Below are 25,771 nucleotides of genomic sequence, written 5' to 3'. Positions count from 1 at the left end.
TCGGACCGGCCGCGCGGTCCACCTCGATGACCGTTCCTCTTCGCGCAGACCTGGAGTTGCCACCATGGCCGATCCGACCGTGACCGTCAGCCTGCCGATCGCCGACCGCGCGACGTCACACCGCTTCTACGTCGACGCTCTCGGCTGGACGGCCATCGGTGAGCCGGCGGCGGACGGGATTCCCGAGCCGCTGCAGTTCGCCGTGAACGACGGCCTGCGGCTGATGCTGGTGCCGAGCGGGGGCTTCGGTTGGGTGATCGGCGACCACGAGGTCGCCGAGCGGGGCCACAGCGAGTGCGTGCTGAGCTGGGTCGCCGGAGACCCCGACGAGGTCCGGGGGATCGTCGACCGGGCCCGGGTCGCGGGCGCCCGCGTGGTGACGCCGCCGGCCGAGCAGCCGTGGGGCTACACCGCCGCGTTCGCCGACCCGGACGGTCACCTGTGGATGGTGACGACGGCGTGAGGCCGGCGGCACGCGGTGGGACAGAGCCGACCGGGCCGCCCGTACCCGTCGCCGCCGCCGGTGTCCTGCTCGCGCTGCTCGTGGTGGTCGGTTCCTGGGGCGGCATGGTGCTGGTGGTCGCCGGCCGGGTCGTCCCCACCTGGCTGGTGAGCGGCGCCCTGCTGCTCACACCGCTGGTGATCACACCGTTCTGGCACCTCGTCGACAGGTGGGCGCGCGTGCCGGACGACGTGGGACGGAGCGTGCGGATCCGCCGGGTGCTCACGCTGCTGACCGTCCTCGCCTGGCTGGGGACCGGCCTCGGCCTGCTCGACGACCTGTCCGCCACCTACCGCGTGCTGGAGCCGGGCGGACCGGACGGCTGCCGGGCGGTGGCCCGGCAGACGTCGTTCCTCTTCGCCGGCGGTGGTGAGGTGTACGCCGTCCCGGCGACCGGGATCGGATGGCAGGTGAGCACGTGGACCGCCGACGACGGCGGCACCCCGATCACCGACCACGCGTACGAGCTGAGGTGGAGCGACGACGGCGGCAGCCTGATCCTGCACGGCGACGTCGGTCAGCCGGTCTGGCCCGCCCTGCACGAGGTGGACTGCCGCTGACCGCTCTCGCGGGCACCGGCCGCCCCGCCGGTTCCGCTACTGTACGACGCCGAGTACGGGGCCGAAGCTGGCGCTGGTCACCACGTTGAGCGGGCACGGGACGGCCATGAAGATCAGCGAACCGTCGGGCGCGGCCGAGGCGGCCGACTTCTACTACAGCGAGTAACGAAGGGAGCCCGGCGGGCGCGGCCGAATCGGCCGGCCCACCGGGCCCACTCCGGCAGGGCGGAAGAAGGTCTATCGAGGCGGGTACGCGCCGGTCGGCGCGTACTCCGGTTCGGTCTCCGGCGGCGGCGGTTCCTCGTCGGTGTCCGCGCGGTGTCGGGCCGCCGGCTCGGCCGGGCCGACCTCGGCGGACGGCTCGGGGATGCCGCCCGGGGCGATGGTGCCGCGCCAGCCGCCCGACTCCGCCTGGCGACCCTCGATGAATTCCTTGAACCGCTCCAGGTCGGACTCGGCCTGCCGGTCCACCAGGTGCAGCCTCTCGCCGGCCTGCTCGACGAGGCCCTCCGGCTCGTACTCCAGCAGGAGCTGGACCTGGGTGTGGCCGGCGTCGATCGGCGCGAACCGGACCATGCCGGCGTTCGCCTTGCCGCCGGTGGCCGCCCACGCGACCGACCGGTCCGGCACCTGCTCGACGATGGTGGCGTCCCACTCGCGCTGCACGCCGGCGATCTCGGCAACCCAGTGCATCCGCCGGTCGTCGATCTGTCGTACCTCCCGCACGCCGCCCATGAACCGCGGGAAGTCCTCGAACTGGGTCCACTGGTTGTAGGCGGTGCTGACCGGCACGTCGACGTCGATGGACTTCTCCACCTTCCTGGTCATGACCACTCCTTGTCGTCCCGTCGTCTACACCGGATCCGTACCCCGGCGGATCCGGCCTAACCGGCCGGCGTTCAGACGTAGAGCTTCTTCGCGTAGTCGGGGCCGTAGTGCCGTTCCAGGTCGGCCAGGCTCTCCGCGGGCGCCTCGACCTCCTTGACCAGCCGGGGCCGGGTCGGCAGCGCGTCCGGCCGCCAGGTCGCCGGCTGCCACAGCTCGGAGCGGAGGAACGCCTTGGCGCAGTGGTAGAAGATCTGCTCGACGGCCACCTCGACGGCGAGCACCGGCCGGTGGCCCTTGATCTCCATGTCGGCGAACCAGGGCGCGTCGCGCACCAGCCGGGCCCGGCCGTTGATCCGCAGCGTGTCGGTGCGCCCGGGAATCAGGAAGATCAGCCCGACGTGCGGGTTCTGAAGGATGTTGCGGTAGCCGTCGGCGCGCCGGTTGCCGGGCCGCTCCGGGATGGCCACCGTGGTGTCGTCGAGCACCAGCGCGAAGCCGGGCGGGTCACCCTTGGGGGAGACGTCGCAGGCGCCGTCCGCGCCGGCGGTGGCGACCAGGCAGAACGGCGAGGCGGCCAGCCACTCCCGGTCACGCCGGTGCAGCGTGCGGCGTTCCTTCGCCAGCGCCCGCGGCATCGGCGAGCCCAACAGGTCGCGTAGTTCCTCCGGGCTGGTGATCTCGTGCGTCGTCACGTCTGCCTCCCCCGTCCGTTGACCTTGACGACGGTTCCGGCCCGCGACGGGTCGGGATCCGCCATGGTCAGTCTAGGAGCACGTCGGCCGCCGGGTTTGCCCCCGATGTCGCCGGGTAGGGACCGGATCACAGCGCGTGTCCGGACGCGACGGTTGGAGGTCGAGATGGAGAGCCGACTGAAGGTGCTCGGCCATCCCGTGCATCCGATGCTGGTGATGTTCCCGGTCGCGCTCCTGGTGACCGCGGTGATCTTCGACGTGGTCGACACCGTGGGCGGGCCGGACTTCCTCGGCGAGGTCGCCTACTGGAACATCACCGTCGGTCTGATCGGTGGCCTGCTGGCCGCCGTGGCCGGCGCGTTCGACCTGCTCGCGCTGCCGACCGGCACCCGGGCGAAGCGGGTCGGGCTCCTCCACGCCGCCGCGAACATCGCGGTGATCCTGCTCTTCGCCGCCGTCTGGGTGGTTCGTCTCAACGCCGACTCGCGGGCGGCCGGTGGCGCCCTGATCGCCATCGAGGTGGTCGCCGTGGCGATCCTCGGGATCAGCGCCTGGCTCGGCGGCGAACTGGTGGACCGGCTCGGCGTCGGCGTCGACCCGGAGCACGACCTCAACGCGTCCAGTTCGCTGCGACCCGGCCCGGCCAACCAGCGGATCGGAGACGTGCGATGACGGAACCGCGGAGCTGGCTCGGCCGCCAGCAGGGCTGGGACCCGATGGGCGAGCTGCAGTCGCTGCGCTCCGAGCTGAGCCGCCTGGTCGGCGGTCGCTCCGGCACCCCCGACGTGGAGACGTCCGAGGTGGCCGACGGCTGGGAGGTGCTGGTCCGGCTGCCCGGCGTGGCACCGGAGGAGGTGGCCGTCGAGCTGGACGACCGGGAGCTGTGCGTCCGGGCCCGGTCGGAGGCCGAGGTCAACGCCGACCAGGGCATCCCGGGCGGGTTCACCACCCGGGGCTTCGAATACCGCGTCGACCTGCCGTCCCGCGTCGACCCGGAGCGGATCGACGCGGTGATGGACCACGGCCTGCTGCGGGTGCGGCTGCCCCGGGCGGCCCGGCCCGCGCCGCGCACCATCACCGTCGGCCGCACCGGCCCGCACGGCGCCACCGGTCGTACGCCGAGCCGGGCCGACCCGGCCGCGGACCGGGAGCTGCACCACCCGGACACCACTGTCGACGAGATCGACCGTCCCTAGGCGCGCCGTGGACGACCCGACCGACGACCCCCGCTCGGCGCGTGTGTCGCCGCGCCGCGACCCGGGGCCGCCGTGGGTGCTCGGCCCGGTCGGCGAGCGGGTGCCGGACGTCGAGCGGATCGCCGTGCTGCGGGCCAACGCGCTCGGCGACTTCATCTTCGTGCTGCCCGCGCTGGAGGCGTTGCGGGCCGCGTACCCCTCGGCGGAGATCGTGCTGCTCGGCGCGCCGTGGCACGCGGCGCTCTGGCGCGACCGGCCCGGCCCGGTGGACCGGGTGCTGGTGGTGCCGCCGAGGCCCGGCATCCGCGAACCCGGGCCCGACGAGTCTCCGGTCGACCCGGCCGGTTTCCTGGCCGCCGTCCGCGCCGAACGGTTCGACCTGGCGGTGCAGGTGCACGGCGGCGGCGCCAACTCCAACCCGTTCGTCGCCGGCCTCGGCGCCCGGGTCACCGCCGGGCTGCGGGCCGACGACGCGCCGCCGCTGGACCGCTGGCTGCGCTACGTCTACTACCAGCACGAGGTGATCCGCTACCTGGAGGTGGCCGCCCTGGTCGGGGCGCCGGCCACCACCATCACCCCGACGCTGGCGGTCACCGACGCCGACCGGGCCGAGGCCGTCGCGGTGCTCGGCGCGCCCACCCGGCCCCGGGTGGCGCTGCACCCGGGCGCCACCGACACCCGGCGGCGCTGGCCGGCGGAGGGCTTCGCCGAGGTCGCCCGGGAGCTGGTCGCCGACGGGTACGAGGTGCTGGTCACCGGCACGCCCGTGGAGCGGGAGACGGTCGACGCGGTGGTCGCCGCGGCCGGTGTGCCGCTCCGCCCGCAGGTCGGCACGCTGGGGCTCGGCGCGCTCGCCGCCGCGTACGCGGACTGCGCGCTGGTGATCTCCAACGACACCGGGCCGCTGCACCTGGCCGCCGCGGTGGGCGCACCCACGGTGGGGATCTTCTGGGTCGGCAACCTGATCAACGGGGCGTCCCCGCTGCGCGGCCGGCACCGCCCGATCGCCTCCTGGACCACCCGGTGCCCGGTCTGCGGCGTCGACTGCACGCCGGGGATCTACCCGCACCGGCCGGGCGACGGCGACTGCCCGCACCGGGTGTCGTTCGTGGCCGACGTGCCGGCCGTCGAGGTGGTCGAGGCGGCCCGCGAGCTGCTCACACCTCTGCGTTCGACTCGTTGAGCACGACCTCCCACGCCTCCACGTCGCGCTCGGTGACCGTGGTCGGCGACTCCAGGTGATAGGCGCCGCTGGGCAGCACGCCGGCGCCGCCGTGGCGCTCCAGCACCGCGAGCTGGGCGGCCACGTCCTCGCCCTGGTGCCGCTCGGGCAGCCGCTCCCAGAAGTCGAAACCGCCGGCGTCGACCAGCTTGGCCCGGTCGTAGAGCACGCAGCCGCCGATCCAGGAGATCTTGTACGCCCGCCAGGCGCCCGCCGGCAGCGCCAGCTTCTCGGTGACGTGCAGCAGGTTCGCCGCCGGGTGGATCGACGCCCGGTGCCACTCCGGCGTGTCCGGGCGGATCCGCTCCGGTTCCGGGCGGCCCGCCCACTCCTCGTAGTGCCGGTGCGTGTCCGGGCGGACGTCGTCGGCGTAGGAGAGGCCGTGCACCGCGTTGCCGACGAACCCGCAGCCCAGCTCGTCCAGCGCGCCGACCAGCCGGGACAGGCTGCCCGGCTCCAGCCACACGTCGTCGTCGAGGCAGAGCACCGCGTGGGCGGTCGACTGCGCCAGCAGGTAGGAACGGTGCTCGGCCAGCCCGCGCCGGGGCAGCCGCCGGGTCAGCAGCACCGGGTGCCCGCGGTGGCGCAGGGCTCGGACCATGGTGGCCGCCGCCGGGTGCGCGTACGCGGGGTCACCGTCGGACTGGTCGCTGACCACCACCCCGAACCCGGGTACGCCCTCCTGGGCGGCCAGCCCGGACAGGGTGACCGCCAGCTCGGCCGGCCGGTTGCGGGTGGGGATCAGCACGTCGACCCGCCGGGGGTGGCGGAACTGCTCGGGCGCGCCCGGGTCGAGCGGTCGGGTCACGCCGGCCTGCTCTCGCCGACGGTGGGGCCGTGCTGGTGCGACTGGGCGCGGATGCGGTCGATGATCGCCGAGGTGGAGCGGTCCGGCACGTAGCCGAGCGTGCGCACCTGGCCGCCGAGGCGGCGTACCAGCGGTGCCTCCGGCACCATCTCCGGCGGGTAGTCGCCGCCCTTGACGTAGACGTCCGGGCGGACCGCCTCGATCAGCCGGACCGGCGAGTCCTCCTCGAAGATCACCACGTGGTCGACGCAGGCCAGCGCCGCCAGCAGCGCGGTGCGGTCCTCGACCGGGTTGACCGGCCGGTCCTGGCCCTTGAGTCGCCGTACGCTGCCGTCCGAGTTGACCGCCACGATCAGCAGGTCGCCGAGCGCGCGGGCCTGCGTCAGGTAGCGGACGTGGCCCGGGTGCAGCACGTCGAAACAGCCGTTGGTGAACACCACCGACCGGCCCGCCGCGCGGTGCTCGGTGACGAGCGCGGTCAGCTCCTCGGCGCCGACCAGGGCCGGGTGCCCGGCCTCCTCACCGGCGGTGCCCAGCGCGGCGAGCAGGTCCTCCCGCCGGCACACGCAGGTGCCGGTGTCGGCCACGGTGATGGTGGCGGCGAGCTGGGCGAGCTGCGCCGCGGTCGGCAGGCCGGCCTCGGCGGCGAGCGCCAGCGTCATCGCCGCCAGGTACGCGTCACCGGCGCCGACGGCGTGGCTGGCCGGGACCGGGGTGCTGTGGCTGCGCCGGGGTGAGCCGTCGGCGCCGCCGACCACCGCGCCCTCGGTGTCCAGGGTCACCGCCACCACGTCCGCGCCGGTGTGCGCGCGCAGCTCGGACAGGCGCGACTCGGCCAGCACGGCCCGGTCCACACCCTCGCCGGCCGACGCGCTCACGGTCACCCCGGTGCCGGTGACGCTGAGCCCGTTCCCGGTCAACGCCACCCGCTCCTCGCCGGGCGTCGGCTCGCCGGTCGGCCCGGACGCCGCGGAGGGCCCGGCAACGTCGCCGGTGGGTGCCCCGGACGCCGGATGCGGGCTGCCTGCCCGCCCGCCGGCCGGACCGCCGGTCGTGCCGGCTGGACCACCGGCCGGACCGCCGGTCGTGCCGGCTGGACCGCCGGCCGGTCCGCCGGTCATGCCGGCTGGACCGCCGCCCGGTCCGCCGCCCGCGCCGCCGCCCGGTCCGCCGCCCGCACCGCCGCCCGGACCGCCGCCCGCACCGCCGCCCGGGCCGCCGGTCGCGCGGGCCGGGCCGCCGGTCGCGCCGGTCGGGCGTTCGCCGGCGCCGCCGGGCGCGGTGCCGACCACCAGCTCGGACGGGCCGTCGGCATCCGCCGGATGGGCCAGGTGCAGGTCACCGCCGCCACCGACGGCACCCCGCTCGGCCTGGGCGAAGCCGGCGGCGGCGCGGGCCAGCAGCCGGGTCGCCTCGGCGAAGCTGGGGGTCACCACGGTCGGGTTGAGGCCGCGCCAGTCGGCCAGGTCGTGCGCGTCGAGGGCCACCGTGCCGTACCGGTCGCGGTTGGCGACCAGCCAGGCGCGTACCGCCGAGGGCAGCGCACCCAGGCCGTAGTCGCAGACCACGAGCGTGACCGGTCGTCCGGCGGCCACCGCCCGCAGCTCCTCGGTGGCGCAGTGCAGCGCGGTCAGCAGGCGGGCCACACCGTCTTCGTCGAGCGGGTCCTCCGGACCGCCGGAGTCCTCCCGGAGCAGGATCTGGTTGCCGGCGAGCATCCGTCGTTTGACCGGGGTGGGCCGGCCGGGCTGGCTCACCGTACGGTCCCAGACCGCGGCCCGGTCCAGGCAGTCGTGCAGCTCGTCGCCGGCGACGTCGGCGCCGACCGGGGCGACCAGGGCGGCCCGGCCGCCGAGCGCGGCGACGTTGACCGCGGTGTTCGCGGCGCCCCCGGCGGCGGAGATCCGGCGGCGCAGGGTGAGGACCGGCGCGGGGGCCTCCCGGCAGAGGCGCTCCGACTCGGCGAACCGCCACTCGTCCAGCATGGCGTCGCCGATGACCAGCACGGGACGCTCCTGCCAGCTCGCCACCACGGTGGCCAGCCGGCGCTCTTCCGCCGCTGCTCCTGCCATGCCCCTCCGGGTCCCCCGGCGCCGCCCGGCCAAACCTGGCCGGCCGGCGGTCGGGTGCGACGGGGGCCACCCGTCGCGTCCGGTTTCGGGGCATCGGCCGGGGGAACCGTCCAGACACACCCCGGAGAGGAGAAGCAGCATGGCAGCGACACTTCAGGGCAAGCGGATCGCCTTCCTGGCCGCCGACGGCGTCGAGGAGGTCGAGTACACCACGCCTCGCGAGGCGGTGGAGAACGCCGGCGCCCAGGTGGAGCTGGTCTCCATCGAGTCCGGCTCGATCCAGGCGTTCAACCACCTGGACCACGGCAAGCAGTACCAGGTCGACGTCACCACCAAGGAGGCGGACGCCGGAGCGTACGACGCTCTGGTCCTGCCCGGCGGCGTGGCGAACCCGGACTTCCTGCGGACCGACCCGGACGCGGTCCGGTTCGTGAAGTCGTTCTTCGACGCCGGCAAGCCGGTCGGGGTGATCTGCCACGGCCCGTGGACGCTGGTCGAGGCGGACGTGGTGCGCGGCCGCACGATCACCTCCTGGCCGAGCCTGCGCACCGACCTCACCAACGCCGGCGCCAACTGGGTGGACCAGGAGGTGGTCACCGACAACGGGCTGGTCAGCAGCCGCAAGCCGGACGACCTGCCGGCGTTCTGCGCCAAGATCGTGGAGGAGTTCGCCGAGGGTCGGCACGGCGCGCGCTGAAAAACTCGACGTCCCACCGGGGGCATGATCCGCCCCCGGTGGGATAGGAAGCGGGATGACCGCCCAGACCGCCCGTCCCGCCCTGCCCGCCCGCCAGATCCGCCTGCTGATGTTCGGTCTGATGACCGGCATGCTGCTGGCCGCGCTCGACCAGACCATCGTCGGCACCGCGCTGCCCACCATCGTCGGCGAGCTGGGCGGCATCGACCACTACTCCTGGGTGGTCACCGCGTACCTGCTGGCGTCGACCGCCTCGACGCCGCTGTACGGCAAGATGGCCGACCTGTACGGGCGCCGGCCGGTCTTCCTCTTCTCGATCGGCGCGTTCCTGCTCGGCTCGCTGCTGGCCGGGCTCTCGCAGGACATGACCCAGTTGATCGTCACCCGAGGCGTGCAGGGCCTCGGCGCGGGTGGCCTGATGACGCTGGCGTTCGTCATCATCTCGGACGTGGTGCCGCCCCGGGAACGAGGCCGCTACCAGGGCCTGTTCGGTGCGGTGTTCGGCCTGTCGTCGGTGGCCGGCCCGCTGGTCGGCGGTTACTTCGCGGAGACCAACTGGCGCTGGATCTTCTACCTCAACGTGCCGCTGGCGATCCTCGCCATCGTGGTGTGCTGGCACGTCATGCGGCTGGTGCCGTTCCAGCGTCGCGAGCACACGGTCGACTGGATCGGCGCGGCGCTGCTGGTGGTCGGCGTGAGCTGCCTGCTGCTGGCGCTGAGCTGGGGCGGCACCTCGTACGCCTGGGGCTCGGCGGTGGTCGTCGGGTTGTTCGTCGCCGGCGCGGTGCTGGGGGTGGCGTTCCTGCTCCAGGAGGCCCGGACCCGGGAGCCTATCCTGCCGCTGCGGCTGTTCCGCAGCCGCACGTTCGCGCTGGCCAACTCCGCCGGCTTCGTGCTCGGCCTGGTGATGTTCGGGTCGATCATCTTCATCCCGCTCTACCTGCAGATCGTCAAGGGCGCGTCGCCGACCCGCAGCGGTCTGCTGATGCTGCCGATGATGGCCGGCATCATCGTCACGTCGATCCTGACCGGCCGGGCGATGAGTCGGATCGGCCGGTACAAGTGGTTCCCGGTGGTGGGCTCGGCGGTGCTGGTGGCCGGCATGCTGCTGTTCCGCCAGCTCCAGGTGGAGACGTCGCTCTGGCTCGCGTTCGGCTACATGGTGGTGATCGGCGTCGGGCTGGGCCTGTGCATGCAGTCGCTGATCCTGGCCGTGCAGAACGCGGTGGACGTCCGCGACCTGGGCGCCGGCACCTCCTCGGCCACGTTCTTCCGGTCGCTGGGCGGCTCGTTCGGGGTGGCGATCCTGGGCGCGGTGCTGTCCACCCGGCTCAGCTCCGCGCTGGCGGACCGGCTGCCCGGCGCGCTCGCCCAGCTCCCGCCGCGGCAGCGGGCGGCGGTGGCGGCCGGCGGCACGGAGAACATCTCGATCAACGACCCGGCGACGATCCTCGCCCTGCCCGGGCCGGTGCGCGCCGCCATCCAGGCCTCGTTCGTCGAGTCGCTGCACCTGGTCTTCCTGACCACCGGACTGGTCGCGGTGCTGGCGGTGCTGGTCACCCTGGCCATGCCGAACCACCAGCTGCGCGGCGCCGGCCCGCAGGGCGCCACCGGCGGCGCCGACCCGCTGGGCGGTAAGGCCGCCGCTCCGGGTGGCAAGCCGCTGCCGAAGGAGTCGAAGGACGAGGCCGCCGCCGAGATGGAGGCGAAGTCGCAGACGATGCTCTGACGCGACGGCGACGGCGACGCCCGTTCCTGCGCAGTCCAGGAGCGGGCCACGTCCAGGGCATAGCGCCTCCCGCTGCGCCCGCGAACGATGCCCACTCAAGAGCGGTATGACCCTGAGGCATATTTATGCCTCAGGGTCATACCGCTGAAAAGAGCGTTGTTGTTCGCGGCGCGACACGCCGAGCGCCACGACACGCCGTGCGCCTGCCGGAGCAGCGTCACTTCAGGATCAGGCGGTTCGTCTGCTCGAAGACGTCCAGGTCGGCGAGCGTCTCGTGCACGCTGGACGAGAGCGGGGTGGGGAACTCCGCCGGGTGGAAGAAGCCCGCGTCGGTGGTCTCGTCGGTGAACCGGGACAGCTCCCCGTCCCACTCGTCGACCCGGAACGCGGTGGTGAAGACCTGGTAGGTGTGCCCGTACATGTTGGTGTGGGTGCGGTCCGGGCCGGTGTAGAGCGCGAACGCGCTGACCCGCAGCGCGCGTAGGCCGGTCTCCTCGCGGACCTCCCGCACCGCGCAGTCGGCGATCGACTCGCCCAGCTCCATGGCGCCGGCCGGCAGGGCCCACTGGCCGTTGTCGGAGCGTTGGATCAGCAGCACCCGGGCGGCGTTGTCGCGCACCACGGCGCGGGCACCGACGAACATCAGGGTGCGGTCACCGGCCAGCGCGCGGAGCTGCCCGACGTACGAGTCGGCCCACGAGATGCTCACCCGGACAATCTACGCAGCATTCCCGGCCGCCTCGGCCGTTCCGGGGGTTCCGTTGGTGTGAACGGCGACACTACGTTGTTACCCATGCGTAGCACGATGATGGACGCCCCTCTCCAGGTCTCCCGGATCCTCGAACACGGCTCCACCGTGCACGGCGCGGCGGAGGTGGTCACCTGGACCGGCGCCGAGCCCCGCCGGATGACGTACGCGGAGGTGGGCCGCGCCGCCGCCCGGCTGGCGCACGCGCTGCGCGACGAGTGCGGCGTGACCGGTGACGAGCGGGTCGCCACCTTCATGTGGAACAACAACGAGCACCTGGTGGCCTACTTCGCCGTGCCGAGCATGGGCGCGGTGCTGCACACGCTCAACCTCCGGCTCTTCCCCGACCAGGTCGCCTACATCGCCAACCACGCCGAGGACCGGGTGGTGCTGGTCGACGGCACGCTCATCCCGCTGCTCGCCCGGGTGATCGGCGAGTTGTCCACGGTGCGGCACGTGGTGGTGGTCGGCGGCGGCGACCCGGCCCCGCTGGTGGCGGCGGCCGGCGACCGGATCACCGTGCACCACTGGGACGCGCTGCTGGCCGACCGGCCGGACGTCTTCGACTGGCCGGAGGTGGACGAGCGGGACGCGGCGGCGCTCTGCTACACCTCCGGGACCACTGGCAACCCCAAGGGCGTGGCCTACTCGCACCGCTCGATCTATCTGCACTCGCTCCAGGTCTGCATGCCGGAGGGCTTCGGCCTCGGCCCGGGCGACCGGGAGCTGGCCATCGTGCCGATGTTCCACGCCATGTCCTGGGGTCTGCCCTACGCGGCGTTCCTCTCCGGCGCCTCGCTGATCATGCCGGACCGCTTCCTCCAGGCCGAGCCGATCGCCGCGATGATCGCCGCCGAGCGGCCCACGCTGGCCGGCGCGGTGCCGACCATCTGGACCGACCTGCTGGCCTACCTGGACGGCCACGACGTGGACACCTCCTCGTTGACCGAGGTGATCGTCGGCGGTTCGGCCTGCCCGCCGGCGCTGATGCACGCGTTCCACGACCGGCACCACATCGATGTCATCCACGCCTGGGGGATGACCGAGATGTCCCCGCTCGGCTCGGTGTCCCGCGCCCCGGCCGGCGCCACCGGCGACGACGCCTGGCGCTACCGCTACACCCAGGGCCGCGTTCCGGCCGGGGTGGCCGCGCGGATCGTCGGCCCGCTGGGTGAGCCGCTGCCCGCCGACGGGACGTCCGTGGGTGAGCTGGAGGTCCGCGGGCCGTGGGTGACCGCCCGGTACGTCGGCGACGACGTGCCGGACCCCGAGAAGTTCCGGGACGGCTGGCTGCGGACCGGGGACGTCGGCATGCTCTCGCCGGACGGCTACATCACGCTCACCGACCGCGCCAAGGACGTGATCAAGTCGGGCGGCGAGTGGATCTCCTCGGTCGAGCTGGAGAACGCCCTGATGGCCCATCCGGCGGTGCTGGAGGCGTGCGTGGTGGGCGTGCCGGACGAGCGGTGGGACGAGCGGCCACTGGCCACCGTGGTGGTCCGCGAGGGCGCCTCGGTGACCGCCGAGGAGCTGCGGGACTTCCTGGCCGGCTCGGTGGCCCGGTGGCAGTTGCCGGAACGCTGGGCGTTCATCGACGCGGTGCCGAAGACCAGCGTCGGCAAGTTCGACAAGAAGGTGGTGCGTTCCCGCTACGCCGACGGCGGCCTTGAGGTGCGGGAACTGACCGCGCCGTAACACTTTCCGGCGTACCGTCGCCAACACGGGTAGGAACATGTTTCCAACGGACATTCCTCCCAGAGGGCGGCCCCGGCGTTCGCACCGCGCCGGGGCCGCCCGTCCGTTACGGGGTGACCCGCACCGCCATTGTTGCGAAACTTGTTCGCCTCTGTCCCGATGTCGGGGAAATCGCCTACTCGTCGGCGGTGCTGACCAGCACCTTGCCCACCGCGCCGTCCCGCACCGCCTGCTGCGCCGTCGCCGTCTCGGCCAGCGGGTGGCGGTGCAGCGGCAGGCCGGCCTCCTCGCCGACCCGGATCGCGCCCTGCGCCACCGCCGCCGCGATGTCGGTGACCGCCTGCGCCTTGGCCACCTTCGGCGCGGTGTAGACGAGCACGAACTGCCAGCGCGCGTTCGGGCCCATCAGCGGCCGGATCGGCAACGTCACCTCGTCGCCGCCGTCGTCGGCGTAGACGCAGACCGCGCCGCCCGTCCGCAGGATCCGCACGTCGGCGGCGGCGTTACGGGCGGCGGAGACCTCGACGATCGTGTGCACCCCGTCGGGCGCGACCTTGCGGACCTCCTCCACCACGTCCTGCTCGCGATAGTTGATCACGAAGTCGGCCCCGGCCGCGGCGGCGAGCTGCGCCTTCTCCGGCGTGCTCACCGTGGTGATCACACAGGCGTCGGCCCAGCGGGCGAGCTGGATCGCCGCGTTGCCGACCGCGCCCGCCCCGCCCTGCACCAGCACCACGTGGTCGCTCAACGCGCCGGCGTGCAGCTTGTCCGGCATGAACTCGCCGGCGGTCAGGCAGCGGTGCGCCGTCATGAACGGGATGCCCAGCGCCGCGCCCAGGTCGAACGAGGCCGAACCCAGCGGCACCGCGTGCCGGACCGGGACCACGGTGTACTCGGTGGCCGTGCCCCAGGGGCGTTGCCACGCCGCCTCCCACACCCAGACCCGCTCGCCGATCAGGATCCGGTCGACGCCCTCGCCGACCGCCTCGACCACCCCGGCGCCGTCCTGGTGCGGGATCTGCCAGCCGGCCGGCAGCGGCCACACCTCACGGGCCTTCCAGTCCGTCGGGTTCACCCCCGAGACGGCCATCCGCACCAGCACCTCGCCCGGCCCCGGCTCCGGCACCGGCCGCTCCACCAGCTGGAGCACCGAGGCGTCCCCGCTGCGCTCGTACACGATCGCCCTCATCGCCGTCCCTCCGCCGTCGTCGTCGAATGCGCTACCCGAACCGCACGCGAACATGCCGGCCCTCGCTCAGCCCAACCCGTCCAGCAGCTCCGGGGTGAGCGCGTCGATCGAGGGGAGCAGCACGGCCGCGAGCGCCTCGGCGTCCGGATCCAACGGGTACGAACCGTGCGGCACCGCCACCACCCGGCACCCGGCCGCCGCCGCCGAACGGACCCCGTTCGACGAGTCCTCCACCGCCACGCACCGGGCCGGGTCGACGCCCAGCCGCGCCGCCACCGCCAGCCACACGTCCGGCGCCGGCTTGCCCCGGGCGGTCTCCTCGGTCGACAGCGTCGCCCCGAACGCGACGGCCAGGCCGGTCGCGTCCAGCGCGGCCGCGATGAGCCGGGTCGGCGACGAACTGGCCAGCCCCAGCGGCCACCGCGCGGCCACGCCGCGCACCACCGCGTCGGCCCCGTCGATCAGCGGTACGCGCTCCGCGTAGCGCCGGGCCATCTCGGCCACCACCTCGGTGGCGACCTGCTCGGCCGACCGGTCGACGCCCAACTCGCCGCTCAGGTAGCCGGCCCACTCGCCGGTGCTCATGCCCATCAGCCGCCGCTGCGTGTCGGGTTGCCAGGTGCCCCCGTGCGCGGCCACGTACGCCCGCCGGACCTCCTCCCAGACCGGCTCCGAGTCCACGATCACGCCGTCCAGGTCGAAGAGCACCGCGTCCACCATGCCGCCATCCTGCCCCAGTCGGCCCGGCTCAGCTCGGCAGCGTCGCCTCGGCGGAACGCTGCGCCGGCAGGCCGATCGGGGCCTTCGGCGGGATGATCGTGCGGCACCGGGTCGCGATCGGTTCGAGCAGCTCCCGCAGCCGGCCGGTACGCTCCGCGCCCAGCGCCCGCCACGGGCCGGACGCGGCCCGGTCGGTGGCCTCCTCCACGGCCCGGAACGCGGCCGTGGAGTGCGCGGTCGGGCCGCGGTCCTCAGTCAGCCAGCCCTTGTCGACCAGCCGCGCCTCGGCGGCGGACCACTCCTCGTCGGTCCAGCCCCGGGCCGGCTGGTGGAACTCGCGGAACTGGTCCACCCGGCACCGCCAGGCCACCACCTCGACCGGGTCCAGGCCGGTGCCCACCAGCGCCGCCACGTGCCCGTCGCCCCGGTGCTCGCGCAGCGTGGCGGCGGCCTGCCAGAGCCGGGCCAGCGGGTATTCCCCGCGGGGCAGGGCGGCGTTGACGGCGCCGAGCACCCGCCCGGCCGTGTCCACCCGTCCGGCCGCCTCCTCCAGCAGGCCGGCGACCTCGACGAGGTGCGACTCGGGCAGCTCGTAGGTGAACTCGGCGAGCGCCTGCACGGCGCCGGTGAGCCGGGCCCGTAGGGCCTCCTCCGGGGCGGCCAGCCGCCACACCGACGGCAGCGCCCGGGCCACCATCGGCGGCGCGAAGCTGAAGAACGCCGCGGTCACCGTCGGCGCGTCGACCGCACCGAGCGGCGCGGCCCGGCCGGCGAAGTAGCCGCGCCAGTAGCCGCGCAACCCGACCGCCTCGAACGCGGCGCGGGCGCGCGGGTGGAAGTAGGTCACCGCGTGGACCGGCTCGAAGAGCGTCCACATCTGCCGGGCCACCCCGGGGTCGTCCAGCGCCGCCACGTGCACCTCCGCGTCGGTATGCAGGTCACCGCGAGCGGTCGGACCGCCCGCGGTGACCATGAACCTACTGCCGGTGGGTGACCGGGCGGAAGCCTGGAGTGATCTACTGCGCAGCCAGCACGTCGACGACGAAGCGCAGCGGGCCGGCCGGACGGCCGCCCTCGGCCTTGTCGCCGTACGCCAGCGCGGCCGGCAGGTCCAGCTGCACCCGGCTGCCCACCGGCACACCGACCAGGCCCTGGTCCCAGCCCTTGATGACCTGGCCCACGCCGATCGGGAAGGTGGCCGGCTGGCCGTTGTCCCAGGACGCGTCGAACTGCTTACCGTCCTTGTAGAAGACGCCCACGTAGTTCGTGGTGATGGTCTGCCCGGCCTTGACCGCCGGTCCGGTGCCCTTGACCAGGGTGGTGACGGTCAGCTTCTTCAGCTCGCCGGTGCCGGGCTTCACGGTCGGCTTGGTCTTCAGCGCCGGGTCGATGTTGGCGGGCAGCTCCGGCGCGGGCGGCGCGCTGGGCTCGACCTGGTCGGCGGGCGCGCTGGGGCTGGCCGCGGAGGCGTTGCCGGCCGGCTTGTCGTCGTCCCCGCTGTTCAGCCAGACGAGGCCACCGACCAGGGCCACCACGGCGAGCACGCCGGCCGCCGCGCCCAGCATCGACTGCCGGCGCCGTCGCGCCTCGGCGGCCTTCTTCTCGGCCAGCTGGGCGGCCAGCCGCCGCCCTGCCTTGGTGGCCGGGGCGGCCTGGTCCTCCGACCGGTTCTCCACACGCTCGCTCACGTCGACTCCCTGCAGGTGGGTGGATGCGCGCAAACGGTACCCGCCCACACCCCCGCAGTGCGGAAAGGCGGGGGCCCTTCTTAACGCATTCGGTATAGGCGGGGCCCCTTCCGCACACCTCAGCCCTCGGCGGGCACGACCATGAAATCGGTGACGAACCTCGCGACCCGGCCGTCCGCGCCGCGACCCACCCAGGTGCCGTAGCAGCCGTCGCCCCAACCCGACCAGACCGTCAGCACGTTCGCGCCGGTCGCCTCGTCCACCACCACGTCGACCAGGCCGGGGACCGGACCGCGGCCGGGCTCCCCGTCCTCGGCGAGGAAGACCTCCTCGATCCGGTCGTGGTCCCAGCCCTCGACGACGGCGAGGGCGTCCCGGTCGGCGAGGGTGCCGGTGCCGGCGTCCACGCCGTACCCGAAGAAGTCGTCCGGTCCCAGCGCACCGACGTCCTGGCCGTCCACGACGGCCATCTCCCACTGCGCGACCGGCTCGTCCCGGACGACGACCTCCAGCGCCGCCACCCGCCGGTCGGTCCCGCCGCCGTCGTGGCGCACCGACGACACCCAGGCGCGCGCCGGGTAGCGGCCCGGCGCGACCGAGACGGTGTACGGATCGCTCTCCGGGCAGACCAGCGGATCGCACCCCACCAGATGCCCGGTCGGCAGCACCACCTCACCGGCCGGGTACGCCTCGAGCACGTGCTCGGACGTCCCGTCCACGAATCGGGCGCCCGGGGTGAGCAGCCGCGCGAAATCTGGGGTGTACGGCATCGGAACGGTCCTCTCGCTGGCTGACGGCCGGCGGAGCGTACCGGCGGCGGCCGACAACCGACCGGGGTACGTTCTCGACCATGGCGATCCTCACCGAAGAAGATGTGGCCCTGCTCGGCGAGCCGCAGCTCGCGCACGTGGCCACCATCGAGTCCGACGGCACCCCGCACGTCACCCCGGTGTGGGTGGACACCGACGGCGAGCACATCGTGTTCAACACGGCCAAGGGCCGGCAGAAGTATCTGAACATGGCCCGTAACCCGGTGGTCGCGGTGTCCGTGGTGGACAAGGCGGACGACTTCCGCACGCTGTGGGTCAAGGGCACCGCCGAGTTCGTCACCGAGGGCGCCGACGAGCACATCGACCGGATGGCGAAGAAGTATCTCGGCCAGGACACCTACCCGTGGCGGCGTCCCGGCGAGGAGCGCGTCATCGTCCGGATCACGCCGACGGAGAAGCTCGGCCGCGGGTGATGACGAGGGGCCCCGGCCTGTACCGGAAACGTCAAGCGGGGCCCCCTCCTTGCACCTCAGGCGGTTTTCTTGCGGGCGGGAGCCTTCTTCGCGGTCTTCTTCGCCGGCTCGGCCTTCTTCGCCGTGGCCTTCTTCGCGGCGGTCTTCCTGGCGGCGGTCTTCTTCGCCGGCTCGGCCTTCTTGGCCGGGGTCTTCTTCGCGGCGGTCTTCTTCGCCGAGCGGGCCGACGAGATCGGCGTCGGCTCGGCCCCGCCGCCGGACGGCGCCTCGCCCCGGGCCGCCCGGGCCCGCTCGACCGACGCCTTCAGCGCGGCCATCAGGTCCACCGCGGCGGCCGGCGCGGCCTCTTCCTCCTCCGGCTGCACCACCTCGCGGCCCTCCACCTTCGCGTCGATGACCTCCTGCAGCGCGGCCCGGTAGTCGTCGGTGAACGCGTCCGGCTCGAACTCGCCGGCCATCGAGTCGATCAGCGAGCTGGCCATCGCCAGCTCGGGCGGGCGGACCTTCAGGTCCTCGTCGAGGAAGCCGAAGTCGGGCCGGCGGATCTCGTCCGGCCAGAGCATGGTGTTGAGCAGCAGCACCCCCTCGCGGACCCGCAGGGTGGCCAGCTGCTCCCGCTGGCGCAGCGCCACCTTGACGATCGCCACCCGCTCCGAGTCGGTCAGCGCGTCGCGCAGCAGCACGTACGGCTTGGTGGCGGTGCCCTCCGGTTCGAGGAAGTAGGCCTTGTTGTAGAGGATCGGGTCGACCTGCTCCGCCGGCACGAACTCCAGCACGTCGATCGCGTGCGAGGTGCTCAGCGGCAGGTCGGCGAAGTCCTCGTCGGTCAGGATGACCATCTCGCCGCCGCCGATGTCGTAGCCCTTGGCGATGTCGTCGTAGGTGACCTCCTCGCCGCAGACCGAGCAGGTGCGCTTGTAGCGGATGCGGCCGCCGTCCTCGCGGTGCACCTGGTGGAACCGGATGTCCTTCTCCTCGGTGGCGGAATAGACCTTCACCCCGATCGACACCAGGCCGAACGACACCGCTCCCTTCCAGATCGCCCGCATCCCCGCTCCTCTCCCCGGCTGAACACCAGAATCGCAAACGATCGAACCTGACGCACGCCCTTCGGCGTGCAACTACAGTCGAGAGGTGCCCGGCGCGCCGCTGAAGCCGATGCTCGCGATGACCGGGCAGCTCCCGGCCGGTGCCGCGTGGGCGTACGAGTTCAAGTGGGACGGGGTCCGCGCGCTCGCCGACATCTCCCACGGCGACCGGCACTTCTACGCCCGGTCCGGGGTCGAGATCACCACCGCGTACCCGGAGCTGCTGAACCTGGCCGAGCAGGTCGACGACGCGCTGCTCGACGGCGAGGTGGTGCTCTTCACCGACGGGCAGCCCTCGTTCACCGCGCTGGCCGAGCGGATGCACGTGCGCAACCCGGCCAAGGCGGCCCGGCTCGCGGCGACCGTGCCGGTCACGTACATGATCTTCGACCTGTTGCGGCTCGACGGCGTGGACCTGACCGCCCGGCCGTGGCGGGAGCGACGGGCGGCGCTGGAGTCGCTCGGGCTCGGCGCCGCGCGGTGGGCGGTGCCGCCGGTCTTCACCGACGGCCCGGCCACCTGGGCGGCGGCCGGCGAGCACGGGCTGGAGGGGGTGATGGCCAAGCGGGCCGACTCGCTCTACCGGCCGGGGGTGCGCTCGCCGGACTGGGTGAAGGTGAAGCTGGAGGTCACCGGCGACTTCGTGGTCGGTGGCTGGCGGCCCGGCGCGCGCCGCGTCGGTGGGCTGCTGGTGGGCGTGCCCGGGCCGGACGGGCGGCTCGTCTACCGGGGGCGGGTCGGCGGCGGGATCGGCGCGGCGATCGAGCGGGAGCTGCTGCGTGAGCTGGAGCCGCTGCGCAGCGGCACGTCGCCGTTCGCCGCGGGCGTGCCGCGCGAGGATGCCCGGGGTGCGATCTGGGTATCTCCCCGGGTCGTGGTGGAGGTCAAGTACGGCCAGCGCACGCCGGACGGCCGGCTGCGCTTCCCGCGGATCCTGCGCCTGCGCCCGGACAAGCCGCCCGAGGAGGTCGACGATGCCGGCTGACCGGTTCAAGGTCGAGGTCGGGGGGCGTGCGCTGGAGCTGTCCAACCTGGACAAGGTGCTCTTCCCGCAGGCCGGCTTCACCAAGGGCGAGGTGATCGACTACTACACCCGGATCGCCCCGGTGCTGCTGCCGCACCTGACCGACCGGGCGCTCACCCGGATCCGCTTTCCCAACGGCGTCGACGGCGGCTCGTTCTTCGAGAAGAACGCACCCGCCGCGACCCCCGGTTGGGTACGCACCGAGAACCTGCCCGCCCCCGGGTCGAGCAAGGGGCGGGAGACCATCGACTACGTGGTCTGCGACGACCTGCCCACGCTGGTCTGGCTGGCCAACCTGGCCGCGTTGGAGCTGCACACGCCGCAGTGGAAGATCGGCGCGCACCCGGACGTGATGGTGGTCGACCTGGACCCGGGCGCCCCGGCGGCGCTGAGGCAGTGCTGCCAGGTGGCGTTGCTGATGCGCGACCGGCTGGCCGACGACGGGGTCGACGCCTACCCGAAGACGTCCGGGAAGAAGGGCATGCAGCTCTGCTGCCCGATCGCCGGCACGCAGGACGCGGAACTGGTCTCCGGCTACGCCCGGCGGATCGCCCGGGAGCTGGAGCAGGCGCACCCGAAGCTGATCGTGTCGAAGATGGCGAAGAACCTGCGCCCCGGCAAGGTCTTCATCGACTGGAGCCAGAACAACGCGGCGAAGACGACGGTGGCGCCCTACTCGCTGCGGGCCCAGCCGGTGCCGGCCGTGTCCACGCCGCTGACCTGGGACGAGGTGGAGGCGGGTGCGGCCGGCAAGCGGCCGTCGACCCGCCCCTGGACCGCGACCGAGGTGCTCAGGCGGGTGGCGAAGCAGGGTGACCTGCTGGCGCCGCTGCTCGACGGCGGTCCCGAGCTGCCCGGCTGAGCCGCCACCACGCGCCGCCGACCAGGAGCACCACGAGCACGCTGACGGCCACGTCACCCACCAGGTCCGCCGCCGGGCTCGACGGGGCGTAGGTCGGCACGTCGTACGCGGAGACGGCCGCGGCGAGCACGCTCGCCGAACCGGCGGCGAGCACGTGTCGTTGTCCCCAGTCGGTCCGCCGCGACCAGCGGGTGAGCAGGACCGCGGTGACCGTCGCGAGCGCGAGCGCCAGCCCGATCCCCGGCCAGCCCGGCACGATCGCGGCGCCCAGGTAGGCGACCAGCACCACCGCCCCCGGCCAGACCGGCCAGGGCGCGGCCGGCGGCCGGTGGGCCACCGTGGGCTCCGACCCGGTGCCGGCCGACCGCGCCGCGTCGACGCCCGGGCCGGTCGCGCCGGCCGTGGCGAGGCGCGGATCGGCCGCGCCGCTGAAGCCGGGGCGCGGTCCGCCGGCGGGGCGCCGGGCCCGCCGCAGGGCGACGGCGATCAGGGCCAGCGCCAGGCCGGTGGCGAAGACGAGTTGGATCGGCGAGGCCAGGAAGCCCTTGCGGCCGCCGTCGTCGGCGAAGACCAGCAGGCTGCCGCCGAGCCAGAGCAGCGCGGTCACGGCCAGCCCCGGACGGCCGAGCCAGGGCCGCGACCGGCGGGCCGCACCGAGGTACGACTCGACCAGCGCGATCGCCGCGCAGATGGTCAACGCCACGTGGTTGCCGACGTAGTCGACCGCCTGCCGGGCGCTGAACCCGAGACCGGGCACCAGCGTCGCCTCGGCGGCGGCGCGGGTGTCGGCGAACTGGGTGTCGTCGAGGAAGCCGGGATTGAACAGCGACTGGTCGACCAGGCCGGCCTGGACCACGCCGAAGGCGGCGGCGAGCAGGACGATCCCCGGCCAGCCCAGCCCGAGGCGCCGGGCGGTCTCCCGGATCAGCAGCGCGGCGCCGCCGTACATGGGGGCGAGCAGGACCACCACGAACGGCATGCCGAGGAGGGTGAAGCCGCCCCAGACGCACTCCGCGGTCCAGGGCGCGAGCAGCAGCAACGCGACCGCCGGGGCGAGCCGGCGGCGCAGCGGTTCGGTCGTCATGCCCGAACCGTGCCGTAGCCGGCCGGCCCGTCGATACGGCCGTCGGCCGACCGGACCCACGACCAAAGTCGACGGTCGTGGATCCGGTCGGCGTCGGCTCTAGAGGGCGAACAGCAGCGCGGCGTCGAGGAGTACGACCACGGCGGTGGCGAAGTGGACGCCGAAGGCGACGGCCCGGGTGCCGCCGTGGCGGAGCACGATGACCGTGTCGCCCAGCGGGGCCAGCGCGACGACCAGCATGAACCAGGCGACCGCCTCGGCGCTGGTGAACGCGATCAGGGCGAGACCGACCAGGCCGTAGGTGAGGTCGCGGACGCCCTTGACCGTGAGGTAGGCGGGATCTCCCTGGCCCTCCGCGGCCGGGACGCCGTAGCCGGCGGCGGAGGCGCGCGGTGCCACGAGGAAGCGGACGCCGATGAACGTGATGAAGAGGCTGAGGACGATGGCGAGCCCGTAGGCGAGGGGGCTGAGCATGACCGACTCCAAAAGCTAGCGCTGCTAGATGTGAAGGCGACGCTAGCAGAGCGCTGGCAAGATGGCTAGCGGTGCTAGGATGGCGGTCATGTCGATTCAGGCGCGCCGGGAGCGGGAGCGGGCGGAACGCGAACGGGCGATCATCTCCACCGCCCGGGACCTGGCCGAGTCGGAGGGCTGGGACGCGGTCACCACCCGCCGGCTCGCCGCCGAGATCGAGTACAGCCAGCCCGTCCTCTACAGCCACTTCAAGGGCAAGGACGCGATCATGGCCGCCGTCGCCGTGGAGGGCTTCGGCAACCTGGCCGACGACCTCACCACCGCCCGGGCCGACGCGACCGACCCGCGCCGCACGGTGGCCGACGTCGCCGCGGCGTACGTCTCGTTCGCCGAGCGCCGGCCCGCCCTCTACGACGCGATGTTCACCCTCGCCGTCGAGCTCCCCTTCGCCAGTCAGGAGGTGCCGGTCGACCTCGCCCGGGGCTTCGCCCAACTGGCCGAGGCACTGCGCCCGTTCGCCGGTGACGACGACCTGGAGACGTTCACCGAGACCTTCTGGAGCGGGCTGCACGGCCTGGTCACGCTGATGCGCAACGGGCGGCTGCGACGGGCCGGACACGAGCGGCGGCTGGCCCTCCTGGTCGACCGGTTCGCCCGGCTAGGGTGAGCTGACCGCAACGGAGGAGCGCACCCGATGGCCGCACCCGTACCCACCGCCGTGCCGACCGACGAGCCGCTGTTCAGCTACCGCGACGACGTGACCGGCGAGCGCGCCGATCTCGACGCGGCGCAGCTGGGGGCATGGACGGCCCGCAGCGCCGGGCTGCTCCGCGACGGCTGCGGGCTGCGCCCCGGCGACCGGGTGGCCGTGCTGCTGCCGCCGCACTGGCGCACCGCGGCGGTGCTGCTCGGCGCCTGGTCGGTCGGGCTGACGGTCTCCTTCCGGCCCCGGGCGCTGGCCGGGCTGCCGGTGCTGGAGCCGGGCGCGGACCGACCGTACGACGCGGTGTTCGTGACCCCGGAACGCCTCGACGACTGGCTGGAGGACGTGCCGGAGGGGACCCACCGCTACCTGGTCGGCACCGGCCCGGGCCCGCTCGACGAGGTGCCGCCGGGCTGGCTGGACTGGTCGGCCGAGGTGCTGCGCCACCGCGCCGACCCGCCGAACTACACCGCCGTCGACCCGGCCGGTCCGGCCACCCCGGACGGCACCAGCTTCGGCGCGTGGCGGCACCTGGCCGCGGAGGTCGCCACGCAGCTCGACCTGCGCCCCGGCGACCGGCTGCTGGTCGACGCCGCCGCGCACGAGCAGCCGCTGAAGTGGCTGCTGGCCCCGCTGGCCGCGGGCGCTTCGGTCGTCGTCCACGCCCACCTCGACCACTCCCGGTTGGACGCCCACCTCGCTGCCGACCGGGCCACCCGCGTCCTCTGAGCCGCAGATCGGGGGGCACCCGGGTGGGCATCGGTTCGCCTACCATGCCCGGGGAGCGCACCGGGAGGGCATCATGGCCGATTTCACCGTGGATCCGGACGACGTCCGCATCCATGGGCGGACGCTGGGCCGCACCGTCGCCGAGGACTACGCGCAGCGGGCGGAGGAGATCTCCCGGGACAGCGTCATCGACCCGCCCGGGTTCGGCATCGCTCTGTCGCCGTTCGAGGCGCTCTACATCCAGCACGTCGGGTTCCTGATCGACGACGTGCGCGGCGCGGCCGACGTGTGCCGGCAGATCGGCGCGACGCTCGGGGTCGTCGCCGACCAGTACGAGCGCGCGGAGGACCTGCACGTCAGCGGGTTCGGCGGCACGCCGGCCCCGATGGGCACCTACGGCGACGCGTACGGCCGGACGGGCACCGCGCAACTCGCCACCGACCCGGCGGCGCTCGGCGCCGCCGCCACCGTCGGCGCCACGATCACGCTGGCCGAGATCGGCGGGATCGTCGGTGGCATGGCGGCCTGCGCGGCGCTCTGCCCCACCTTCGTCATCGGCCTGGCCGGGGCCGTGCTCTTCGTCGCCAACCCGCTGGGCATCGCCCAGGCCGGCGCCGACCTGATCCGCCACGGCGACCAGCTCCAGAAGGCGTTGAACGCCAACTTCGACAAGATCTGCTCCGCCGCCACCGGCACCTGGAAGGGCGAGGGCAAGGACAGCTTCGTCATCATGGCCACGAAGCTCAAGGCACACCTGGACGAACTCGGCGCGTACATCCGGATCCTCGGCGAGGCGCTGCACTCCCTGGAGATCGCCCTCAGCGGCCTGTGGATCGCCCTGGGCGCGATGACCGTGCCGTTCCTGACCTGGCTGATCGCCATGCGCGCCGCCGAGCTCATCCCCGGCGCCGCCGTCGCCCTCGAACCGCTCATCCAGGCGGCCGGGGCGGCCGTGGCCAGCTCGGTCACCTCGATGGTGGCGGCTGTCGGCGCGGTGGGCGGGCTGGCCCTGGCGCTGGTCAACGGCCTCGCCAAGGACTTCCTCAAGTTGATGACGCTGCCGGACGATGGCACGGCCGGCACTCCGGACCTGACCGAGTTCCGCGTCGGCGAGAACTTCGCCTGAGCCGTGCGAGAGAAGACGCCATGATCGACCCGGACGCCCGGCGCCGCATCGAGGGCATGGCCGAGCAGGCCAACCGGTTCGCCGCCACCATGTCGGATCTCACCGGCGAGGGCAGCGACGATGCGGGGCTGGTGCGGGCGTCGTGCGCCGCCAGCGGCCGCCTCGTCGACATCGAGCTGGCCGCGGAGACCCGACGGATGCAGACGTACGAGCTGCGCGAGGCGATCCTCGCTGCCAGCGGCCGGGCCGCCGATTCCGCCGCCGCGAAGCTGGCCGAGGTGGTGGCGCAGATGACCGGCGGCGCCGACGTGTACGGCGGCGACGCCGTCCGCCAGGCCCGCGAACAGGTGGCCCAGTACCAGCGGCTCGTCGACGCGCAGCGGGAGAAGCTCGAACAGCTCCGCGCCGATCTCGGCCGGTCATGAGCCGCGCGACCGCGGAACTGCACCTGCGTCGCCCGCTGCTGCGGGTGCTCGGCGCGCTGCGCCCGGTCCACGCCGGCTACCAGATGCGCCCGGCGATCCTGCTCCCGCTCCTCGCCCTCGCCGCGGTCGCGTTCGTGCTGCTCGTCATCGTCGGCGCGCCGCTGGGCCGGCGCGGCTCGGCGTTGCCCTACGTCCTCGCGTTCGTGGTGGCGGCGGCGATCGCGCTGCCGTACCCGGTCCTGACCCTCGCCGCGGTGACCTGGTACGCGTACGGCGCCGGGCACCCGATGCTCTCGGTCGCGGACGGGGAGGTCCGGGGCCGGCTGCGTGGCGTGTGGGCCGGTGAGGTCGCCGCCGCCGATCCGACCGACCCGTCCTGGTGGGACCTGCGGTTGCCGATCGCCGCGCTCCCCGGCGTGCGGGTGGATCGCGACCGGCCCGGTGGCCCGCTCCTCATCCTCGACCTGCCGTCCGAGGCGGCGGCGACGCTGCTGGCCGACGAGGACGCCGGCACGCTGGCTCGACACTGGAACGAGCGGGTGGACAGTCCGGCCGCCTGGCAGGTCGGCCTCTACGTCGGCCGGCTGCGCCGCGAACGCCAGCTCCGCGCCCTGCTCGCCGCACTCGGCGTGCAAGGAGGGGTGCAAGGAGGGGCCCCCTCTTAACG

At 73.8% G+C, this 25,771-nt stretch carries 28 protein-coding genes and 1 pseudogene; 16 read left to right on the top strand and 13 right to left on the bottom strand.

The genetic code is table 11. The annotated features are described in order from the left end of the window. Positions 1-64 precede the first annotated feature (64 nt). Together GA0070213_RS13800 and GA0070213_RS13795 are read left to right on the top strand one after the other, a co-directional pair. Entirely contained in the window at positions 65-463 is a 399-nt protein-coding gene (locus tag GA0070213_RS13800; RefSeq protein ID WP_091062737.1) for a VOC family protein, read from the top strand. Beyond that, a complete protein-coding gene (locus GA0070213_RS13795; RefSeq protein WP_091062734.1) occupies positions 460-1,062 on the top strand; it encodes a hypothetical protein in 603 nt (200 codons plus the stop codon). Before GA0070213_RS13800 ends, GA0070213_RS13795 begins: the two co-directional genes overlap by 4 nt. 381 nt (positions 1,063-1,443) lie before the next feature. Here the strand turns inward: GA0070213_RS13795 and GA0070213_RS13790 are convergent. Next, a pseudogene (locus tag GA0070213_RS13790) lies at positions 1,444-1,890 on the bottom strand (SRPBCC family protein); the annotation flags it as partial. A gap of 71 nt (positions 1,891-1,961) precedes the next feature. Continuing rightward, positions 1,962-2,525 (bottom strand): pyridoxamine 5'-phosphate oxidase family protein, encoded by a 564-nt coding sequence (locus GA0070213_RS13785; protein WP_245716400.1) that lies wholly within the window; start codon positions 2,523-2,525, stop codon positions 1,962-1,964. 222 nt (positions 2,526-2,747) lie between these two features. Here GA0070213_RS13785 and GA0070213_RS13780 point away from each other — a divergent pair, with 222 nt between their 5' ends. The 3 genes from GA0070213_RS13780 to GA0070213_RS13770 are packed head-to-tail and all read left to right on the top strand — an operon-like array spanning position 2,748 to position 4,961. After that, positions 2,748-3,254 carry a DUF2231 domain-containing protein gene (locus tag GA0070213_RS13780; RefSeq protein ID WP_091063178.1) on the top strand — a complete coding sequence of 169 codons (507 nt, stop codon included), beginning with the start codon at positions 2,748-2,750 and terminating at the stop codon, positions 3,252-3,254. After that, positions 3,251-3,778 carry an Hsp20/alpha crystallin family protein gene (locus tag GA0070213_RS13775; protein ID WP_091062727.1) on the top strand — a complete coding sequence of 176 codons (528 nt, stop codon included), beginning with the start codon at positions 3,251-3,253 and terminating at the stop codon, positions 3,776-3,778. Before GA0070213_RS13780 ends, GA0070213_RS13775 begins: the two co-directional genes overlap by 4 nt. A gap of 43 nt (positions 3,779-3,821) precedes the next feature. Beyond that, positions 3,822-4,961, top strand: coding sequence for a glycosyltransferase family 9 protein (locus tag GA0070213_RS13770; protein WP_425412830.1), 1,140 nt, complete (start codon positions 3,822-3,824; stop codon positions 4,959-4,961). On the opposite strand, the gene GA0070213_RS13765 is transcribed toward GA0070213_RS13770, so the two are convergent. After that, on the bottom strand, positions 4,936-5,808 hold the full coding sequence (locus GA0070213_RS13765; protein ID WP_091062725.1) for a glycosyltransferase family 2 protein: 873 nt from the start codon (positions 5,806-5,808) through the stop codon (positions 4,936-4,938). The genes GA0070213_RS13770 and GA0070213_RS13765 overlap by 26 nt on opposite strands. Beyond that, a complete protein-coding gene (gene rfaE2 / locus GA0070213_RS13760) occupies positions 5,805-7,880 on the bottom strand; it encodes a D-glycero-beta-D-manno-heptose 1-phosphate adenylyltransferase (RefSeq protein WP_091062723.1) in 2,076 nt (691 codons plus the stop codon). Before rfaE2 ends, GA0070213_RS13765 begins: the two co-directional genes overlap by 4 nt. 139 nt (positions 7,881-8,019) lie before the next feature. On the opposite strand from rfaE2, the gene GA0070213_RS13755 reads away from it, so the two are divergent. Both GA0070213_RS13755 and GA0070213_RS13750 read left to right on the top strand, forming a co-directional pair. After that, positions 8,020-8,577: a type 1 glutamine amidotransferase domain-containing protein gene (locus tag GA0070213_RS13755; RefSeq protein WP_091062721.1), complete on the top strand. Its 558-nt coding sequence runs from the start codon at positions 8,020-8,022 to the stop codon at positions 8,575-8,577. A 55-nt stretch (positions 8,578-8,632) separates the two neighbouring features. Then, a complete protein-coding gene (locus tag GA0070213_RS13750; protein WP_091062719.1) occupies positions 8,633-10,306 on the top strand; it encodes an MDR family MFS transporter in 1,674 nt (557 codons plus the stop codon). 217 nt (positions 10,307-10,523) lie between these two features. Here the strand turns inward: GA0070213_RS13750 and GA0070213_RS13745 are convergent, their stop codons facing one another. Continuing rightward, a complete protein-coding gene (locus GA0070213_RS13745) occupies positions 10,524-11,015 on the bottom strand; it encodes an NUDIX domain-containing protein (protein ID WP_091062717.1) in 492 nt (163 codons plus the stop codon). An 84-nt stretch (positions 11,016-11,099) separates the two neighbouring features. On the opposite strand from GA0070213_RS13745, the gene GA0070213_RS13740 reads away from it, so the two are divergent. After that, positions 11,100-12,749, top strand: coding sequence for a long-chain fatty acid--CoA ligase (locus GA0070213_RS13740; RefSeq protein WP_091062715.1), 1,650 nt, complete (start codon positions 11,100-11,102; stop codon positions 12,747-12,749). A 175-nt stretch (positions 12,750-12,924) separates the two neighbouring features. On the opposite strand, the gene GA0070213_RS13735 is transcribed toward GA0070213_RS13740, so the two are convergent. The 5 genes from GA0070213_RS13735 to GA0070213_RS13715 all read right to left on the bottom strand — a co-directional run bounded on the left by GA0070213_RS13735 (position 12,925) and on the right by GA0070213_RS13715 (position 17,116). Then, the gene (locus GA0070213_RS13735; protein WP_091062713.1) at positions 12,925-13,938 is read right to left on the bottom strand and encodes an NADPH:quinone reductase; all 1,014 of its coding nucleotides are present in this window, start codon (positions 13,936-13,938) and stop codon (positions 12,925-12,927) included. 66 nt (positions 13,939-14,004) lie between these two features. Beyond that, a complete protein-coding gene (locus GA0070213_RS13730; protein ID WP_091062710.1) occupies positions 14,005-14,658 on the bottom strand; it encodes an HAD family hydrolase in 654 nt (217 codons plus the stop codon). A gap of 28 nt (positions 14,659-14,686) precedes the next feature. Further along, positions 14,687-15,535, bottom strand: a complete 849-nt coding sequence (locus tag GA0070213_RS13725; protein ID WP_175441343.1) for an SCO6745 family protein — start codon at positions 15,533-15,535, stop codon at positions 14,687-14,689. A gap of 139 nt (positions 15,536-15,674) precedes the next feature. After that, positions 15,675-16,379, bottom strand: coding sequence for an FKBP-type peptidyl-prolyl cis-trans isomerase (locus GA0070213_RS13720; RefSeq protein ID WP_425412826.1), 705 nt, complete (start codon positions 16,377-16,379; stop codon positions 15,675-15,677). Between the two features lie 86 nt (positions 16,380-16,465). Beyond that, the gene (locus tag GA0070213_RS13715; RefSeq protein ID WP_091062704.1) at positions 16,466-17,116 is read right to left on the bottom strand and encodes a DUF4241 domain-containing protein; all 651 of its coding nucleotides are present in this window, start codon (positions 17,114-17,116) and stop codon (positions 16,466-16,468) included. Between the two features lie 80 nt (positions 17,117-17,196). Between GA0070213_RS13715 and GA0070213_RS13710 the strand changes: the two genes are divergently transcribed. Beyond that, positions 17,197-17,589, top strand: a complete 393-nt coding sequence (locus GA0070213_RS13710; protein WP_091062701.1) for a PPOX class F420-dependent oxidoreductase — start codon at positions 17,197-17,199, stop codon at positions 17,587-17,589. 56 nt (positions 17,590-17,645) lie between these two features. Here GA0070213_RS13710 and ku read toward each other — a convergent pair whose 3' ends face one another. Next, entirely contained in the window at positions 17,646-18,638 is a 993-nt protein-coding gene (ku, locus tag GA0070213_RS13705) for a non-homologous end joining protein Ku (protein ID WP_091062699.1), read from the bottom strand. An 85-nt stretch (positions 18,639-18,723) separates the two neighbouring features. On the opposite strand from ku, the gene ligD (GA0070213_RS13700) reads away from it, so the two are divergent. Continuing rightward, positions 18,724-19,662, top strand: coding sequence for a non-homologous end-joining DNA ligase (ligD, locus tag GA0070213_RS13700; protein WP_091062697.1), 939 nt, complete (start codon positions 18,724-18,726; stop codon positions 19,660-19,662). Beyond that, positions 19,652-20,563, top strand: coding sequence for a non-homologous end-joining DNA ligase (gene ligD, locus GA0070213_RS13695; protein ID WP_091062695.1), 912 nt, complete (start codon positions 19,652-19,654; stop codon positions 20,561-20,563). The genes ligD (GA0070213_RS13700) and ligD (GA0070213_RS13695) overlap by 11 nt, the downstream gene beginning before the upstream one ends. On the opposite strand, the gene GA0070213_RS13690 is transcribed toward ligD (GA0070213_RS13695), so the two are convergent. Both GA0070213_RS13690 and GA0070213_RS13685 read right to left on the bottom strand, forming a co-directional pair. Next, a complete protein-coding gene (locus GA0070213_RS13690) occupies positions 20,493-21,647 on the bottom strand; it encodes a hypothetical protein (RefSeq protein ID WP_091062694.1) in 1,155 nt (384 codons plus the stop codon). The two genes, ligD (GA0070213_RS13695) and GA0070213_RS13690, sit on opposite strands and share 71 nt — an antisense overlap. 99 nt (positions 21,648-21,746) lie before the next feature. After that, positions 21,747-22,121, bottom strand: a complete 375-nt coding sequence (locus GA0070213_RS13685) for a DUF4267 domain-containing protein (RefSeq protein WP_091062692.1) — start codon at positions 22,119-22,121, stop codon at positions 21,747-21,749. 88 nt (positions 22,122-22,209) lie between these two features. Here GA0070213_RS13685 and GA0070213_RS13680 point away from each other — a divergent pair, with 88 nt between their 5' ends. From GA0070213_RS13680 to GA0070213_RS13660, 5 genes are all read left to right on the top strand, one after another. Further along, a complete protein-coding gene (locus GA0070213_RS13680) occupies positions 22,210-22,788 on the top strand; it encodes a TetR/AcrR family transcriptional regulator (protein WP_091062690.1) in 579 nt (192 codons plus the stop codon). 27 nt (positions 22,789-22,815) lie between these two features. Continuing rightward, positions 22,816-23,553: a TIGR03089 family protein gene (locus GA0070213_RS13675; RefSeq protein ID WP_091062688.1), complete on the top strand. Its 738-nt coding sequence runs from the start codon at positions 22,816-22,818 to the stop codon at positions 23,551-23,553. Between the two features lie 73 nt (positions 23,554-23,626). Continuing rightward, positions 23,627-24,679, top strand: coding sequence for a hypothetical protein (locus tag GA0070213_RS13670; RefSeq protein WP_091062685.1), 1,053 nt, complete (start codon positions 23,627-23,629; stop codon positions 24,677-24,679). A 20-nt stretch (positions 24,680-24,699) separates the two neighbouring features. Continuing rightward, complete coding sequence (locus GA0070213_RS13665) at positions 24,700-25,104, top strand: YbaB/EbfC family nucleoid-associated protein (RefSeq protein ID WP_091062683.1); 405 nt, start codon at positions 24,700-24,702, stop codon at positions 25,102-25,104. After that, positions 25,101-25,769, top strand: coding sequence for a hypothetical protein (locus GA0070213_RS13660; protein WP_091062681.1), 669 nt, complete (start codon positions 25,101-25,103; stop codon positions 25,767-25,769). The genes GA0070213_RS13665 and GA0070213_RS13660 overlap by 4 nt, the downstream gene beginning before the upstream one ends. Positions 25,770-25,771 lie beyond the last annotated feature (2 nt).

Origin of the sequence: Micromonospora humi (genome assembly GCF_900090105.1) — a bacterium.
Taxonomy (GTDB): domain Bacteria; phylum Actinomycetota; class Actinomycetes; order Mycobacteriales; family Micromonosporaceae; genus Micromonospora; species Micromonospora humi.
This window is presented reverse-complemented; position numbering and strand designations above follow the sequence as displayed.

Bases quoted from the DNA above. Each gene is read 5' to 3' on its own strand.
- GA0070213_RS13800 (WP_091062737.1), top strand. From the start codon at position 65: ATGGCCGATCCGACCGTGACCGTCAGCCTGCCGATCGCCGACCGCGCG.
- GA0070213_RS13785 (WP_245716400.1), bottom strand. From the start codon at position 2,525: ATGCCGCGGGCGCTGGCGAAGGAACGCCGCACGCTGCACCGGCGTGAC.
- GA0070213_RS13780 (WP_091063178.1), top strand. From the start codon at position 2,748: ATGGAGAGCCGACTGAAGGTGCTCGGCCATCCCGTGCATCCGATGCTG.
- GA0070213_RS13775 (WP_091062727.1), top strand. From the start codon at position 3,251: ATGACGGAACCGCGGAGCTGGCTCGGCCGCCAGCAGGGCTGGGACCCG.
- rfaE2 (WP_091062723.1), bottom strand. From the start codon at position 7,880: ATGGCAGGAGCAGCGGCGGAAGAGCGCCGGCTGGCCACCGTGGTGGCG.
- GA0070213_RS13755 (WP_091062721.1), top strand. From the start codon at position 8,020: ATGGCAGCGACACTTCAGGGCAAGCGGATCGCCTTCCTGGCCGCCGAC.
- GA0070213_RS13750 (WP_091062719.1), top strand. From the start codon at position 8,633: ATGACCGCCCAGACCGCCCGTCCCGCCCTGCCCGCCCGCCAGATCCGC.
- GA0070213_RS13740 (WP_091062715.1), top strand. From the start codon at position 11,100: ATGCGTAGCACGATGATGGACGCCCCTCTCCAGGTCTCCCGGATCCTC.
- GA0070213_RS13735 (WP_091062713.1), bottom strand. From the start codon at position 13,938: ATGAGGGCGATCGTGTACGAGCGCAGCGGGGACGCCTCGGTGCTCCAG.
- GA0070213_RS13730 (WP_091062710.1), bottom strand. From the start codon at position 14,658: ATGGTGGACGCGGTGCTCTTCGACCTGGACGGCGTGATCGTGGACTCG.
- GA0070213_RS13725 (WP_175441343.1), bottom strand. From the start codon at position 15,535: ATGTGGACGCTCTTCGAGCCGGTCCACGCGGTGACCTACTTCCACCCG.
- GA0070213_RS13715 (WP_091062704.1), bottom strand. From the start codon at position 17,116: ATGCCGTACACCCCAGATTTCGCGCGGCTGCTCACCCCGGGCGCCCGA.
- GA0070213_RS13710 (WP_091062701.1), top strand. From the start codon at position 17,197: ATGGCGATCCTCACCGAAGAAGATGTGGCCCTGCTCGGCGAGCCGCAG.
- ku (WP_091062699.1), bottom strand. From the start codon at position 18,638: ATGCGGGCGATCTGGAAGGGAGCGGTGTCGTTCGGCCTGGTGTCGATC.
- ligD (WP_091062695.1), top strand. From the start codon at position 19,652: ATGCCGGCTGACCGGTTCAAGGTCGAGGTCGGGGGGCGTGCGCTGGAG.
- GA0070213_RS13690 (WP_091062694.1), bottom strand. From the start codon at position 21,647: ATGACGACCGAACCGCTGCGCCGCCGGCTCGCCCCGGCGGTCGCGTTG.
- GA0070213_RS13685 (WP_091062692.1), bottom strand. From the start codon at position 22,121: ATGCTCAGCCCCCTCGCCTACGGGCTCGCCATCGTCCTCAGCCTCTTC.
- GA0070213_RS13680 (WP_091062690.1), top strand. From the start codon at position 22,210: ATGTCGATTCAGGCGCGCCGGGAGCGGGAGCGGGCGGAACGCGAACGG.
- GA0070213_RS13675 (WP_091062688.1), top strand. From the start codon at position 22,816: ATGGCCGCACCCGTACCCACCGCCGTGCCGACCGACGAGCCGCTGTTC.
- GA0070213_RS13670 (WP_091062685.1), top strand. From the start codon at position 23,627: ATGGCCGATTTCACCGTGGATCCGGACGACGTCCGCATCCATGGGCGG.
- GA0070213_RS13665 (WP_091062683.1), top strand. From the start codon at position 24,700: ATGATCGACCCGGACGCCCGGCGCCGCATCGAGGGCATGGCCGAGCAG.
- GA0070213_RS13660 (WP_091062681.1), top strand. From the start codon at position 25,101: ATGAGCCGCGCGACCGCGGAACTGCACCTGCGTCGCCCGCTGCTGCGG.